Annotated in this window: 14 protein-coding genes; 9 read left to right on the top strand and 5 right to left on the bottom strand. The window is 63.2% G+C overall.

The window, feature by feature from the left end:
• Nucleotides 1–192: 192 nt before the first annotated feature.
• The 4 genes from ACFZCE_RS24375 to ACFZCE_RS24360 all read right to left on the bottom strand — a co-directional run bounded on the left by ACFZCE_RS24375 (nt 193) and on the right by ACFZCE_RS24360 (nt 3,325).
• Nucleotides 193–984, bottom strand: coding sequence for a cyclic nucleotide-binding domain-containing protein (locus tag ACFZCE_RS24375; RefSeq protein WP_390943112.1), 792 nt, complete (start codon nt 982–984; stop codon nt 193–195).
• A gap of 31 nt (nt 985–1,015) precedes the next feature.
• Nucleotides 1,016–1,291 (bottom strand): TfoX/Sxy family DNA transformation protein, encoded by a 276-nt coding sequence (locus ACFZCE_RS24370; protein ID WP_390943111.1) that lies wholly within the window; start codon nt 1,289–1,291, stop codon nt 1,016–1,018.
• 74 nt (nt 1,292–1,365) lie between these two features.
• Nucleotides 1,366–1,710, bottom strand: coding sequence for a pentapeptide repeat-containing protein (locus tag ACFZCE_RS24365; protein ID WP_390943110.1), 345 nt, complete (start codon nt 1,708–1,710; stop codon nt 1,366–1,368).
• A gap of 85 nt (nt 1,711–1,795) precedes the next feature.
• Nucleotides 1,796–3,325 (bottom strand): AAA family ATPase, encoded by a 1,530-nt coding sequence (locus ACFZCE_RS24360; protein ID WP_390943109.1) that lies wholly within the window; start codon nt 3,323–3,325, stop codon nt 1,796–1,798.
• A gap of 105 nt (nt 3,326–3,430) precedes the next feature.
• On the opposite strand from ACFZCE_RS24360, the gene mrcB reads away from it, so the two are divergent.
• From mrcB to ACFZCE_RS24345, 3 genes are read left to right on the top strand one after another with little or no spacing between them, the layout of a single operon-like run.
• A complete protein-coding gene (gene mrcB, locus ACFZCE_RS24355) occupies nt 3,431–5,758 on the top strand; it encodes a penicillin-binding protein 1B (protein WP_390943108.1) in 2,328 nt (775 codons plus the stop codon).
• A gap of 16 nt (nt 5,759–5,774) precedes the next feature.
• Complete coding sequence (locus ACFZCE_RS24350; protein ID WP_390943107.1) at nt 5,775–6,551, top strand: tetratricopeptide repeat protein; 777 nt, start codon at nt 5,775–5,777, stop codon at nt 6,549–6,551.
• Complete coding sequence (locus ACFZCE_RS24345) at nt 6,551–6,877, top strand: YqcC family protein (RefSeq protein ID WP_390943106.1); 327 nt, start codon at nt 6,551–6,553, stop codon at nt 6,875–6,877. The genes ACFZCE_RS24350 and ACFZCE_RS24345 overlap by 1 nt, the downstream gene beginning before the upstream one ends.
• Here the strand turns inward: ACFZCE_RS24345 and ACFZCE_RS24340 are convergent, their stop codons facing one another.
• Nucleotides 6,878–7,339 (bottom strand): DUF4124 domain-containing protein, encoded by a 462-nt coding sequence (locus ACFZCE_RS24340; RefSeq protein ID WP_390943105.1) that lies wholly within the window; start codon nt 7,337–7,339, stop codon nt 6,878–6,880.
• Between the two features lie 359 nt (nt 7,340–7,698).
• On the opposite strand from ACFZCE_RS24340, the gene ACFZCE_RS24335 reads away from it, so the two are divergent.
• The 6 genes from ACFZCE_RS24335 to msrQ all read left to right on the top strand — a co-directional run bounded on the left by ACFZCE_RS24335 (nt 7,699) and on the right by msrQ (nt 13,699).
• The gene (locus tag ACFZCE_RS24335; protein WP_390943104.1) at nt 7,699–9,423 is read left to right on the top strand and encodes an acetolactate synthase 3 large subunit; all 1,725 of its coding nucleotides are present in this window, start codon (nt 7,699–7,701) and stop codon (nt 9,421–9,423) included.
• 1 nt (nt 9,424) lies between these two features.
• Complete coding sequence (gene ilvN / locus ACFZCE_RS24330) at nt 9,425–9,916, top strand: acetolactate synthase small subunit (RefSeq protein ID WP_390943103.1); 492 nt, start codon at nt 9,425–9,427, stop codon at nt 9,914–9,916.
• A gap of 56 nt (nt 9,917–9,972) precedes the next feature.
• Entirely contained in the window at nt 9,973–10,989 is a 1,017-nt protein-coding gene (gene ilvC, locus ACFZCE_RS24325) for a ketol-acid reductoisomerase (RefSeq protein WP_390943102.1), read from the top strand.
• A 158-nt stretch (nt 10,990–11,147) separates the two neighbouring features.
• The gene (gene pssA / locus ACFZCE_RS24320; protein WP_390943101.1) at nt 11,148–11,999 is read left to right on the top strand and encodes a CDP-diacylglycerol--serine O-phosphatidyltransferase; all 852 of its coding nucleotides are present in this window, start codon (nt 11,148–11,150) and stop codon (nt 11,997–11,999) included.
• Nucleotides 12,000–12,065: 66 nt separating this feature from the next.
• Nucleotides 12,066–13,079 (top strand): protein-methionine-sulfoxide reductase catalytic subunit MsrP, encoded by a 1,014-nt coding sequence (msrP, locus tag ACFZCE_RS24315; RefSeq protein ID WP_390943100.1) that lies wholly within the window; start codon nt 12,066–12,068, stop codon nt 13,077–13,079.
• A complete protein-coding gene (msrQ, locus tag ACFZCE_RS24310) occupies nt 13,079–13,699 on the top strand; it encodes a protein-methionine-sulfoxide reductase heme-binding subunit MsrQ (protein WP_390943099.1) in 621 nt (206 codons plus the stop codon). The genes msrP and msrQ overlap by 1 nt, the downstream gene beginning before the upstream one ends.
• Nucleotides 13,700–13,919 lie beyond the last annotated feature (220 nt).

Genomic DNA, 13,919 nt, shown 5'->3' with positions numbered 1-13,919 from the left:
CTGGCAGCACCCGCAATCACCCTTCACGCAGGCAAAAAAAGACCCGGCAAAAAGCCGGGTCAATAACCGTGATTAGCCTGATGAGGAGATAAGCTGAAACCGAAACGGCGCCAGATTATCTGGCTGGCCTCGCGACCAGTTGCGATAATCATAACAATTCTCATTTCGAAGTCAAGCGCCTGTTTTGAAAAATCAGCGGCTGCCTTCCTCATGGCGGGTGAGCTGCTTGTTCAGCGTGTCGATTTTCTTCGCCATGCTCTCGATCAGGCTGTGGGCGATGCGCGGGTTGGTCTGGGTCATGCCGAGGAACTGCTCCTTGGGGATGATCATCACCGTGCACGGCGTGCTGGCCACCACGGTGGCGCTGCGCTTCTCGTCGGTGAACACCGCCATCGCGCCAAAAATCTCATCCTTGGGCACATCGCCGACCTTTTGCCCGTCGACGAACGCCTCGGCGTGGCCTTCGGTGATGATGAACACATGATCGGCGGCGTCGCCCTGGCGGATCAGCATTTCGCCCGGCGCCACCCGCTTGAAGCCATTGCTGCTGCGGTACTCGGGTTGCTTGAGGCGGGTCACCGCGTCGGCCAGCAGCAGGGCCTGGCCTTGCTGGTACTCGATCAGCAGCGCCAGCAGGCCGGCGTTGGCCAGGTGCGCCAGCAGCGCGGGGCGGGAGTAGGGCACCAGCACCAGCGGCCCGTCGCAGTACCAACTGAGCGGGATTTGCGCCGGGGTGGCGTCGAGGTTGAGCAGGTCGCCGTCTTGCACATGGAACAGCGCCCGGTCGTTGAGGCGGCCGTGGATCAATCCGCTTTCTACCCAGTACACGGTGCCCGCGGCCAGGTGCGGGGCCAGGTCGGCGCAGGGTTCGAGGTTCAGCGCCGCGCCACTCGGCGCAAGGCCGGCGAGCAGGCGGGCGGGGAGGGTTTGCAGGTGGTTGACCCACGCATCGGCGTAAGCCGGTTGTTCGCCGAGTAAATACATAGTCAGTGTTGATCCATCAATCGCGCGGAAATCATTGAACGTCTTGCCGTGACGATAACGCGTCCAGTTGTTTATTCAAGGCCTCTTTGCGCGCGGCGGGCACATCGTTCCAGTGCACCCCCAGCAAAGCCCCCTCAATGGCGTACAGCAACACCTTCGAGGCCCGGAACCCGCGCGTGCGCACGGCGCGGTAGGCGCCCACCGCGCCAAGCCGGCGCAGGTCGGCGGCATTGTGAATACCAGCAGCATGCAACCAGCGTGCAGAAGTTTTGCCCAGGTTTCTCAGGTGCAGCAATTCGTCATTCATCCGGCCTCCCTGCGCTGTGGGGCATTGACACTGCTGAGAGTGTAGCCCCCGCGCAAAGGTTCGCCGCAGGCCCCTTAGCGGGTGCGGTAGCGCAACCGGGTACCGAAATTCACCGACATGAGAATCTCATCGGCGCTCAACTCTACCGGGAAGTACGCGCCGGAGATTTGCGCATGGGCCAGTGATGCCCCCTCCAGCGCCGACTGACGGAAGTCGATACCGCGCAGGTCGGCGGAGCGGAAGTAGGCATCGCTGAAGTCGACCTGGGCGGCGTCGAGCTGGCGCAGGTCGAGCCCGCGGAAGTCACCACCGCGAAAGTCCACCGGCGTATGCGCGGTTTTTTCCCGGTTGAACGCCTGTACATCCTCGTGCCGCAGCAGGGTGAACAGGGGCGAGTCGATGTGCTTGGGCTGGTTCATGATGGCGCCTCGTTGGTTTTATGGCGCCATCATAGTGACACCTTAGACGGTTGGACAATGCCGATTGCGTCACGGGTGAAACAAATCAGATGCCCGGTAGCCGGCGCCGGATATCCTCCACCAGGGCGTCTAGGCTGGCGCCTTCGTGGGTCGCCACCGGGCGTGACAGCAGCGCCTCTTCGGCGCTGAGCGGGTCACGGTTGGCCTGCTGCGCGGCGATCACCTCCAGGGTGGCGTCGGAGGGGTCGCTGCCCTCGGCCTGGCGCTGCGCCAGCCAGCTTTCGATCACCGCCTGCGGGGCGTGGCAATCGAGCACCAGGAATGGCACGCCGCGGGCCTCGGCCACCTGCTCGGCGGCCTCGCGTTGTGGGCGCTTGAGGTAGGTGGCGTCGATCACCACTGGGAAGCCGGCGGCCAGCACCCCGTCGGCCAGGCGGTGCAGGCGCTCGTAGGTGGTGGCGCTGGCCTGTTCGTTATAGAGGTCATCGGCGAACAGGCGTTTGCGTTCAACGTCCGAACGCAGGCGGATCGCCCCCAGCGACTCGACCAGGCGCATCGCCACATGGCTTTTACCCACCGCCGACACGCCGCTGGTGACCGCCAGAAAGCGCGACGGGATGGCGCTGTAGCTCTCGGCCAGGTTGGCGTAGTTACGGTACTGGCGCAGCAAGGTGGCCTTTTTCAGGCCATCGGCATCCGCCGGGATGCCAAACAGCGCGATCTTGGCGCGGACCATCGCCCGGTAGGCTTTGTAGAAATTCAGCAGCTCCAGCCCGGCGTAGTCGCCGGTGGCCTCGAGGTACAGGCTCAGGAAGCGCCGCGCCAGGCCTTTGAGGCCGCGGTCCTCGAGGTCCATGATCAGGAAGCCGGTGTCGGCCCAGGTATCGGTGAAGCGGAACGGCTCGTTGAACTCGATGCAGTCGAAAATCACCACCTTGCCATCGATCAGCGTGACGTTGCCCAGGTGGATGTCACCGTGGCATTCGCGGATGTAACCCTCGGCCTTGCGTTGTTCGAGCAGCGGGTGAAGGCGGGTGAACTCGGCGTTGGCCCAGGCCTCGAGTGCTTCGAGTTGTTGCAGGTCGGCCTTGTCACTCAGGAAGGGGCGAATTTGCTCGAAGTTCTGCGTGACCGGCGCCATGGCGAATGCGGGCGTGCCCTCGGCGCGCTCGGCCGGGACCCGTGGCGCGGCCAGGTGGAATTCGGCGATCTGCCTGGCCATCGCGTCGATGTGCGCGGTGCCCAGCTCGCCGTTGGCTTGCAGGTTGCTCAGCAGTTGGCTTTGCGGGAACTGGCGCATTTTCAGCGCGTATTCGATGGCCGGGCCATCGCCGGCCAGTTGCGGCGCCTCGGCACTGCCGGTAATTGGCAGCACTTCGAGGTAGAGGTTCTCGGTCAGCCGGCTGTTCAGGCGCAGTTCTTCTTCGCAAAAATGCTTGCGCGAGGCCAGCTCGGTGAAATTAAGGAAGCCGAAATCCGCGGGCTTCTTGATCTTGTAGGCGTATTCACCGGTCAGGACGACCCACGAAATATGGGTTTCTATCACCTGGATGGCTTCGACCGGGTGCGGGTACAGCGCTGGGTTTTGCAGCGCGGTGATCAGGGGCTGGCTCACGGAAGGTCCTTGGGTGGCAAGTGTATTTGCGCGACATTATGGCCGCTGTGCGCGCCCCTGCAAGCACCTGCCCCGTCTTCGGCAATATGCGTATAATCCGCGCCCATGACACGTACCCGAACCTCACGCAAGCCCAAACGCCCCCCTTCGAGCCGCCTGCGCAACCTATTGGGATGGGCCCTCAAGCTCAGCCTGGTAGGCCTCGTATTGCTGGCCGGCTTTGCCGTTTACCTCGACGCGGTGGTCCAGGAAAAATTCGCCGGCAAGCGCTGGAGCATTCCGGCCAAGGTGTACGCGCGCCCGCTCGAACTGTTCGTGGGGCAGAAGCTCGATGAGAAGGATTTTCTCACCGAGCTCGACGCTTTGGGCTACCGCCGCGTCAGCGCGGTGGCCGGGCCGGGGGATGCCGCCGTCAGTGGTGGCAACGTGGTGCTCAACACCCGCGGTTTCCAGTTCTACGAAGGCCTGGAGCCGGCGCGCCAGGTGCGCGTGCGCTTCTCTGGGGACTTCGTTGCCGAGTTGTCCGGTAACGGCGCGGAAAAACTCCCCGTGGCGCGGCTCGAGCCGCTGCTGATCGGCGGCATTTACCCGAAAAACCTCGAAGACCGCATCCTGATCAAAATCGACCAGGTGCCTCCGTACCTGCTCGACACCCTGGTAGCGGTGGAAGACCGCGACTTCTACCACCACTTCGGGGTGTCGCCGAAGGGTATCGTGCGGGCAATGTGGATCAACGCCAGCTCCGGGCGCATGCGCCAGGGCGGCAGTACGCTTACGCAACAGTTGGTTAAGAACTTTTACCTGACCAACGAGCGCAGCATCACCCGCAAGGTGACCGAGGCCATGATGGCCATGCTGCTGGAACTGCACTACAGCAAGCAGGAAATCCTCGAGGCTTACCTCAACGAGGTATTCGTTGGCCAGGACGGCCAGCGCGCGGTGCATGGCTTCGGCCTGGCCAGCCAGTTCTTCTTCGGCCAGCCGTTGTCGGAGCTCAAGCTGCATCAGGTGGCGCTGCTGGTGGGCATGGTCAAGGGGCCGTCGTATTACAACCCGCGGCGTTACCCGGACCGCGCGCTGGAGCGGCGTAACCTGGTGCTCGACCTGCTCCAGGAGCAAGGCGTGGCCACCCCTGAAGCAGTCGCCGCGGCGAAGAAAATGCCACTGGGCGTGACCGGCCGCGGCAGCCTGGCAGACAGCTCCTTCCCGGCCTTCATCGACCTGGTCAAGCGCCAACTGCGTGACGACTACCGCGACGAAGACCTGACCGAAGAGGGCCTGCGGATTTTCACCAGTTTCGACCCGATCACCCAAATGAAGGCCGAAGGGGCGATCCTCGACACCTTCAAGCGCTTCAAGGGCCGCAAGGGCGTGGACGAAATGGAGTCGGCCATGGTCGTGACCAACCCGGAAAGCGGCGAAGTGCAGGCCGTGGTGGGCAGCCGGGTGCCAGGCTTTGCCGGTTTCAACCGGGCGCTGGACGCCGTGCGGCCAATCGGCTCGCTGGTCAAGCCGTCCATTTACTTGACGGCGCTGGAGCAGCCGAGCCAATACACGCTCACGACTTGGATCAAGGACGAACCCTTCTCGGTCAAGGGCGCCGACGGCCAGGTGTGGACGCCGCAAAACTACGAGCGCACCGCCAATGGCACGATCTTCCTGTATCAGGGCCTGGCGCACTCGCTGAACCTCTCCAGCGCGCGCCTGGGCCTCGACCTGGGCGTGCCGAACGTGTTCAAGACCATCGCCAAGCTTGGGGTAGACGTCGAATGGCCGGCGTACCCGTCGATGCTGCTGGGCGCCGGTGGGATGTCGCCGTTGCAGGTGGCGACCATGTACCAGACCATCGCCAACGGCGGCTTCAACACGCCGATGCGGGCGATCCGCAGCGTGCTCACCGCCGAAGGGCAACCACTCAAGCGCTACCCGTTCCAGGTGCAGCAGCGCTTCGACGCCGGCTCCATCTACCTGCTGCAGAACGCCATGCAACGCGTACTGCGCGAAGGTACCGGGCGCTCGGTGTACAACGTATTGCCTTCATCGCTGAACCTGGCCGGTAAGACCGGTACCACCAACGACTCGCGTGACAGCTGGTTCGCCGGCTTCAGCCAGGACCTGCTCGCGGTGGTCTGGATGGGCCGCGACGACAACGGCAAAACGCCCTTTACCGGCGCTACCGGCGCGCTGCAGATCTGGACCTCCTTCATGAAGAAGGCTGACCCGCTGCCGCTGGAAACCCCGCTGCCGGGTAACGTGGTCAATGCCTGGGTCAACTCGCACACCGGGCAGGGCTCGGCCGAGGGGTGCCCGGATGCCGTACAGATGCCGTATATTCGGGGCAGTGAACCCGCACCCGGCCCGGCCTGCGGGGCAGGCTCCGATTCATCGCCCGCCGCGCCGGTGATGGACTGGATCAAGGGCTGGCTGAACTGATCGATGAGGAACTGAAGTGAACAAATGGTGGTTTCCCGCGTTAGCGTCCCTGGCCGTACTGCATGGTTGCGCCAGCGTGCCGAGCGGTTCGATCCCGGTGGTCGACCAAGGCCAGGCGGTGTCCAACGGTGAGCGTGTGTCCGCCAACCGCGGCACCAATACCTACCGCGCGCCAGCGGCGCAAACCCAGGCCCAGGCCTACCAGCCGTCGAGCAACGACGTGCAGGTGATGGTGCCGCAGGGCGCCAGCTCGCAGCCGATCACCCCCAGCAGCTCCGGCAATGCCGGGTTGTCGACCGGCCCCGGTTTCTCCACTGGCCCTGGTTTCTCCAGTGGCGCCTCGGCGCCGGCGGCCGCGCCGAGCAGCAGCAGTGGCTATACCAGCTACAACACCCCGAGCAGCACGCCAAGCGCGCCCAGTGGTATTCCCAGCCGCTCCAGCACGGGCGGCCTGGCCGCCGACGAACAGCTCGACGGCCCGGTGTTGTCGTTGCTGACCACCGCCCAGCAGCAGCAGGGTGGCGGCGACCTCAACGGTGCGTCGTCCAGCCTGGAGCGTGCCCAGCGCATCGCCCCACGTGAGCCCCAAGTGCTGTTCCGCCTGGCTCAGGTGCGCCTGGCCCAGGGCGACTCGGCTCAGGCCGAGCAGCTCGCGCGCCGCGCCCTAACCTACGCCAACGGCCGCCCTGACCTGCAAGCCAGCCTGTGGGAAACCATTGCCCAGGCCCGCGAGAAGCAAGGCGACAGCGCCGGCGCCGCCCAGGCCCGGCAACAGGCACGGGCCAACGGCTGATGGACCGCCGCGTGCCACAACTGGCCGACCACCTGCTGCTGATCGAGCGTGAACTGCGCCTGCAAGGCTGGTGGGAGGCGCAGCCACCGGCCGACCACCTGCTCGCCAGCCAGGAGCCGTTCTGCGTAGACACCCTGGCGTTCGAGCAGTGGCTGCAGTGGGTTTTCCTGCCGCGGATGAAAGCCATCCTCGAGCGCGACCTGCCGCTGCCCAGCGCTTCGGGCATCCTGGCCATGGCCGAGATGTCCTGGCAGGACCGCCCGCAGGCCTCGCAAAGGCTGCGCGCGGCCCTTCAGCAGTTCGACAAACTGATCAGCCAGGGCTGATCAATCCTTGCAGTGGTCGGCAATGCCCTGTTGGGTGGTGCTGATCTGGTCCTGCCGCTCTTTCTCGGTCAGCCGGCGCATCTGGCCTTCGACTTCCATCTGCACCCGCGGGTTATTGCGTAGTTGCGCCAGGTTGGTCCTGGCCTGCTGGCAATAGTCGTCGTTCTGCTGTTGCTGCTGGTTCACCTGCTGGCGCACCTGGGCATCTACGCTGCGCTGCTTGGCCTCTTCGCCGGGCGAAGTGCTGGGGGCGCTGGGGGCGGGCGCATTGCCGCCGCTTTCCCCCGGCGGGGTGGCCGGTTGCGGGGCGTTGATCTGCACCGGCTGGGCAGCGCTGCCCGCCGGCGGCTGTGCATCAAAATGGGTCACACCCTTGGCATCGACCCATTTGTAGATCTGCGCCGCGCTCGAGCAGGTGCTGGCTGCCGCTAACAACAAGGCTATGAGTGGTTTGAGGCGCATGTGGGCTCCGCAAGGGGTAAGGGCTGCCGAGAAAGCTACCACAATTGAAGAAAAACCATCGATCACTTGACTTGCAAAGGGCTATTCACAACAATTCAAAGTCCGCTGTGAAGGGACTGCCAGAAGCAGACCCGCTCAGCAGATCATGAGGCGCACACCCGCGCCGACCTGTTTTACCCCGCAACGCGTTACCTCGCGCTGGGTGGGAAAGCCCCGCAACATTTTGGGGCACTCCCGATACTTGCTCAGTCAGTGCTGACGTAGTCGGCGACCACCGTCGCTCATGCTCTGCTTAGCAGTAAACCTACTTAAGACCCGCTCGCGACGAGCGGTATTCTGGCGTGTTAGAGGTGAACAACGTGGAGCTCTTATCCGGCGCTGAGATGATCGTCCGCTTTTTGCGTGACGAGGGTGTCAAGCACATCTACGGGTACCCTGGGGGTGCCCTTCTTCATGTATATGATGCGCTGTTCAAGGAGCCCGAGGTTTCCCATATCCTCGTTCGCCATGAGCAGGCCGCCACGCATATGGCTGACGGCTACGCCCGCGCCACCGGCAAGGCCGGTGTGGTGCTGGTGACCTCCGGCCCGGGCGCGACCAATGCCATCACCGGCATTGCCACCGCCTACATGGACTCGATCCCGATGGTCGTGCTGTCGGGCCAGGTGCCTAGCACCGCGGTCGGCACCGACGCCTTCCAGGAAACCGACATGATCGGTATTTCCCGGCCGATCGTGAAGCACAGCTTCATGATCAAGCACCCGTCGGAAATCCCCGACGTGCTGAAAAAAGCCTTCTATCTGGCCGAGTCCGGCCGCCCGGGCCCGGTGGTCGTCGATATCCCCAAGGATATGACCACTCCCGGCGAGAAGTACGAATACGTCTTCCCGAAAAAAGCCAAGCTGCGCTCTTACTCGCCGGCCGTGCGTGGCCACTCCGGGCAAATCCGCAAGGCCAGCGAAATGCTGCTCGCGGCCAAGCGCCCGGTGATCTACGCCGGTGGTGGGGTCATCCTCGGGGGCGGCTCGGCCGCGCTGACCGAGCTGGCCCAGGCGCTCAACGCGCCGGTGACCAACACCCTGATGGGCCTGGGCAGCTACCCGGGCTCCGACCGCCAGTTCATCGGCATGCTCGGCATGCATGGCAGCTACACCGCCAACCTGGTGATGCACCACGCCGACGTGATCCTCGCCGTGGGCGCGCGCTTCGACGACCGGGTGATCAACGGCGCGGCGAAGTTCTGCCCGAACGCCAAGGTTATCCACATCGATATCGACCCGGCGTCCATCTCCAAGACGATCAAGGCAGACGTGCCGATCGTTGGCCCGGTCGAGAGCGTGCTGAGCGAAATGGTCGCCACCCTCAAAGACATCGGCCAGGTACCCGACCGTGACACGGTCGCCGCCTGGTGGAAGCAGATCGACGACTGGCGCGGTGACCGCGGCCTGTTCCCTTACGACAAGGGCGACGGCAGCATCATCAAGCCACAAACGGTGATCGAAACCCTGTGGGACGTGACCGGCGGCGACGCCTTCGTCAGCTCCGACGTGGGCCAGCACCAGATGTTCGCGGCGCAGTACTACCGCTTCAACAAGCCCAACCGCTGGATCAACTCCGGTGGCCTCGGCACCATGGGCTTCGGTTTCCCCGCGGCCATGGGCGTGAAGCTCAACTTCCCCGACCAGGACGTCGCCTGCGTGACCGGTGAAGGCAGCATCCAGATGAACATCCAGGAGCTGTCGACCTGCATGCAGTACGGCCTGCCGGTGAAGATCATCAACCTGAACAACGGCGTGCTGGGTATGGTCCGCCAGTGGCAGGACATGAACTACAGCAGCCGCCACTCGCACTCGTACATGGAATCGCTGCCGGACTTCGTCAAGCTGGCCGAGGCCTATGGCCACGTTGGCATGCGCATCACCGACCTGAAAGACCTCAAGCCGATGATGGCCGAAGCCTTCGCCATGAAAGACCGCCTGGTGTTCCTCGACATCGCGGTAGACGTGAGCGAACACGTGTACCCGATGCAGATCAAGGACGGGTCGATGCGTGACATGTGGCTGAGCAAGACGGAGCGTACCTGACATGCGGCATATCATTTCCCTGTTGCTGGAAAACGAACCCGGGGCGCTGTCCCGCGTGGTCGGGCTGTTCTCCCAGCGCAACTACAACATCGAAAGCCTGACCGTGGCCCCGACCGAAGACCCGACCCTGTCGCGCCTGACGCTCACCACTATCGGCCACGATGAGACCATCGAGCAGATCACCAAGAACCTCAACAAGCTGGTCGAGGTGGTCAAGCTCGTCGACCTGTCGGAAAGCTCGCACATCGAACGCGAACTGATGCTGGTCAAGGTCAAGGCGACCGGCGCCCAGCGCGCCGAGATCAAGCGCACTACCGATATTTTCCGCGGGCAGATCGTCGATGTGACCAGCAGCGTGTACACCGTGCAGCTGGCGGGTACCAGCGACAAGCTCGACAGTTTCATTCAGGCCGTGGGCACGGCGTCGATCCTCGAGACCGTGCGTAGCGGTGTGACCGGGATTGCACGTGGCGACAAGGTCCTGAGCATCTAAACTCTTTTCACTTTGCAGATGGCCCGCGCGGCCCAGATAAAAACCAGGGGTATTTCATGAAAGTTTATTACGACAAAGACTGCGACCTGTCGATCATCCAGGGCAAGAAAGTCGCCATCATCGGCTACGGCTCCCAGGGCCACGCCCAGGCTTGCAACCTGAAAGACTCCGGCGTCGACGTCACCGTCGGCCTGCGCAAAGGCTCCCCGACCGTTGCCAAGGCTGAAGCCCATGGCCTGAAGGTCACCGACGTACAAAGCGCCGTTGCCGCCGCTGACTTCGTCATGATCCTCACCCCGGACGAATTCCAGGGCCGCCTGTACAAGGACGAAATCGAGCCGAACCTGAAGAAAGGCGCCACCCTGGCCTTCTCCCACGGCTTCTCGATCCACTACAACCAGGTCGTTCCGCGTGGTGACCTCGACGTGATCATGATCGCGCCGAAGGCCCCGGGCCACACCGTGCGCTCCGAGTTCGTCAAAGGCGGCGGCATCCCTGACCTGATCGCCATCTACCAGGACGCCTCGGGCAATGCCAAGAACGTCGCGCTGTCCTACGCTGCGGGCGTTGGCGGTGGCCGTACCGGCATCATCGAAACCACCTTCAAGGACGAGACCGAAACCGACCTGTTCGGCGAGCAAGCCGTGCTGTGCGGTGGCGCGGTCGAGCTGGTCAAGGCGGGTTTCGAAACCCTGGTTGAAGCCGGCTATGCTCCGGAAATGGCCTACTTCGAGTGCCTGCACGAACTGAAACTGATCGTTGACCTCATGTACGAAGGCGGCATCGCCAACATGAACTACTCGATTTCCAACAACGCTGAGTACGGCGAATACGTCACCGGCCCGGAAGTGATCAACGCCGAGTCGCGCCAGGCCATGCGCAACGCACTCAAGCGCATCCAGGACGGCGAATACGCCAAGATGTTCATCGCCGAAGGCGCTGCCAACTACCCATCGATGACCGCGCGCCGCCGCAACAACGCTGCGCACGGCATCGAGGTGATCGGTGAGCAACTGCGTTCGATGATGCCGTGGATCGCCAGCAACAAGATCGTCGACAAGAGCAAGAACTGACACATTCTGTGCTCATGAAAAACGCGGCTTCGGCCGCGTTTTTTCGTTTGGGCGCCAGCGGTTCTGGTATAAAGCTGCAACGTTTGGTGCAGCACACCAGGCGAACACTCGTCACCAACGTGGGTCGAAATTTTTCACATCGTTGCAAGGTATTTGTTATGAGCGAACGTCCCGAAGAGCCAAACAAGGCCGAAGGCGCCGATAGCCTGCTGCCGATCGATGAACACATCGAGGAAGGGCATGATGCGGATGGGCGCAAAGTCCGCCATCGCGGTATCTACCTGCTGCCCAACCTGTTCACCACCGCGAACCTGTTTGCCGGGTTCTACTCGATCATCAACTCGATCAGCGCCCAGAACGCGCTGAGCGCGGGTAACTCCGCCGACGCGGTGAAGTACTTCTCCTATGCGGCCATCGCCATTTTCGTGGCCATGGTGCTCGACAGCCTCGACGGCCGCGTCGCGCGCATGACCAACACCCAGAGCGCCTTTGGCGCCGAGTACGACTCGCTGTCCGACATGGTCGCCTTCGGCATGGCGCCAGCCTTGCTCGCCTTTGGCTGGGCACTGGGTGACATGGGCAAGGTCGGCTGGATGGTCGCGTTCATCTACGTGGCCGGTGCTGCCTTGCGCCTGGCGCGCTTCAACACCCAGGTCGGCAAGGCCGACAAGCGCTACTTCATCGGCCTCGCCAGCCCGGCCGCCGCGGGCGTGGTCGCGGGTACCGTGTGGGCGCTGAGCGACTACAACATCCCCGGCTCCAAGCTGTCGTTCCTGGTGGCTCTGCTGGTGGCCGCCGCCGGCATGCTGATGGTCAGCAATATCAAGTACAACAGTTTCAAAGAGCTCGACTTCCGTGGGCGTGTACCCTTTGTGGCCATCCTCGCGGTGGTGCTGGTGTTTGCCGTGGTATTCAGTGACCCGCCGCGCATCCTGCTGCTGATCTTCCTCGCCTATGCGGTATCGGGCCCGATTCAGCACCTGTTGCGCATGCGTCGGCGTAAGTCATGAAATAAACCGGTCGCGGCGCCGTCACACCTCGAGCAGAACCTTTGAACGGCCTGTGGAGGGCGCCCGATGCTCATCAAGTTGTCCAGGGCCAGCGACTGCAACGAGTCGCAGGTCACCCCGGAAGGGGTTTATTTCTCCCGCCGCCGCCTGCTGGGCGGCGCAGCCCTCGCGGGCGCCGGTGCCTTGTTGCCGGGGCTCGCGCTGGGTGCGGCCCCCGCCGCCTACGACGGCGTCGAAGCCGGCAACCCGCCGAGTTGGTTCAAGCAAAAGCTGCCCAATACCCAATGGCAGGCGATCACGGCCCAGGGTGAAAGCATCACCCCGTTCCGCGACGCCACCCATTACAACAACTACTACGAGTTCGGCACTGACAAAGGGGACCCAGCGCAAAACGCTGGCAGCCTGAAAACCGAGCCTTGGACTGTGGTGGTCGATGGTGAGGTCGGCAAGCCCGGCAAGTACGCCCTCGAAGACTTCATGAAGCCTTACCAACTGGAAGAGCGAATCTACCGGCTGCGCTGCGTCGAGGCCTGGTCGATGGTCATTCCCTGGCTGGGCTTCCCGCTGTCGGCGTTGCTCAAGCAGGTCGAGCCCACCAGCAAGGCCAAGTACATCCGCTTCGAAACCCTGGTAGACCCCGAGCACATGCCTGGGCAACGCTCGAATTTCGCCCTGATCAACTGGCCCTATGTAGAAGGGCTGCGCATGGACGAGGCGATGAACCCGCTGGCCATCCTGGCGGTGGGCATGTACGGCCGTGAGTTGCCGAACCAGAACGGCGCCCCGCTGCGGCTGATCGTACCCTGGAAGTACGGCTTCAAGGGGGTGAAGTCGATCGTGCGTATCAGCCTGGTGGAACAGCAGCCCGCCACTACCTGGCAGCAGATCGCCCCCAGCGAGTACGGCTTTTACGCCAACGTAAACCCCACGGTCGACCACCCGCGCTGGAGCCAGGCCCGCGAGCGGCGCCTGCCCAGCAGCCTGTTCAGCCCCAACGTGCGAGAAACCCAGATGTTCAACGGCTACGCCGATGAGGTCGCCTCTCTCTATAGCAACCTCGACCTTCGGGTGAACTACTGATGCGCTACCCGTGGTTTCGCTTGGCGGTGTTCGTGGTGATTGCCGTGTGGCCGGTGTACTGGCTCTACCAGGCATGGATCTTCGCGTTGGGGCCAGACCCAGGCAAGGTGCTGGTTGATCGCCTTGGGCTGGGTGCACTGGTGTTGCTGCTGGTCACCTTGGCGATGACCCCGCTGCAGCGCGTTACCACATGGGCCGGTTGGGTAGTGGTGCGGCGCCAACTGGGCTTGTGGTGCTTTGCCTATGTAGTGCTGCACCTGGCGGGATACCTGTTCTTCGTGCTCGGGTTGATGTGGTCCCAGTTGGGGGTAGAGCTGAGCAAGCGGCCTTATATCATCGTGGGCGCGCTGGCGTTCCTGATGCTGCTGGCACTGGCGGTCACGTCGAACCGGTTCAGCCAGCGCCGGCTGGGGGCTAAATGGAAAACCCTGCATAAGCTGACCTACGTGGTGCTGGGGTTGGGGCTGCTGCACTTTCTCTGGATCGTGCGGGCGGACCTCAAGGAGTGGTCCATTTATGCGGCGGTTGCCGCGCTGCTGATGCTGCTGCGGGTGCCCGTGATCAGCCGGCGGATCCACCGCCGGAAAAATAAACGCAGTTATTCCGCACCCAGCGCTTGACGCCGGTTTTTATCCCCCTATAATGCGCACCACTTCCAGCGACAACGGAACGCGAAAAGCCTTGGTAAACAAGGAGTTAGCGAAACGGAGTGGTAGGAAGTGGCTTCAGTATCGGTTCGCCGATAGCCGGATTGAAACGGTGAAAAAGGTGGTTGACAGCAGGTTGTAACGCTGTAGAATTCGCCTCCCGCTTCAAGAGGTTCTGAGGCGAGTCAAGTGT

Origin of the sequence: Pseudomonas sp. NPDC007930 (genome assembly GCF_042958985.1) — a bacterium.
In the GTDB taxonomy this organism is placed as follows: Bacteria; Pseudomonadota; Gammaproteobacteria; order Pseudomonadales; family Pseudomonadaceae; genus Aquipseudomonas.
Note: the sequence above shows the minus strand (reverse complement) of the source record. Positions and strands in the feature narration are given on the sequence as shown.

Bases quoted from the DNA above. Each gene is read 5' to 3' on its own strand.
- ilvN (WP_390943103.1), top strand. From the start codon at position 9,425: ATGCGGCATATCATTTCCCTGTTGCTGGAAAACGAACCCGGGGCGCTG.
- ACFZCE_RS24345 (WP_390943106.1), top strand. From the start codon at position 6,551: ATGGACCGCCGCGTGCCACAACTGGCCGACCACCTGCTGCTGATCGAG.
- ACFZCE_RS24340 (WP_390943105.1), bottom strand. From the start codon at position 7,339: ATGCGCCTCAAACCACTCATAGCCTTGTTGTTAGCGGCAGCCAGCACC.
- ACFZCE_RS24365 (WP_390943110.1), bottom strand. From the start codon at position 1,710: ATGAACCAGCCCAAGCACATCGACTCGCCCCTGTTCACCCTGCTGCGG.
- ilvC (WP_390943102.1), top strand. From the start codon at position 9,973: ATGAAAGTTTATTACGACAAAGACTGCGACCTGTCGATCATCCAGGGC.
- msrP (WP_390943100.1), top strand. From the start codon at position 12,066: ATGCTCATCAAGTTGTCCAGGGCCAGCGACTGCAACGAGTCGCAGGTC.
- msrQ (WP_390943099.1), top strand. From the start codon at position 13,079: ATGCGCTACCCGTGGTTTCGCTTGGCGGTGTTCGTGGTGATTGCCGTG.
- pssA (WP_390943101.1), top strand. From the start codon at position 11,148: ATGAGCGAACGTCCCGAAGAGCCAAACAAGGCCGAAGGCGCCGATAGC.
- ACFZCE_RS24375 (WP_390943112.1), bottom strand. From the start codon at position 984: ATGTATTTACTCGGCGAACAACCGGCTTACGCCGATGCGTGGGTCAAC.
- ACFZCE_RS24370 (WP_390943111.1), bottom strand. From the start codon at position 1,291: ATGAATGACGAATTGCTGCACCTGAGAAACCTGGGCAAAACTTCTGCA.
- mrcB (WP_390943108.1), top strand. From the start codon at position 3,431: ATGACACGTACCCGAACCTCACGCAAGCCCAAACGCCCCCCTTCGAGC.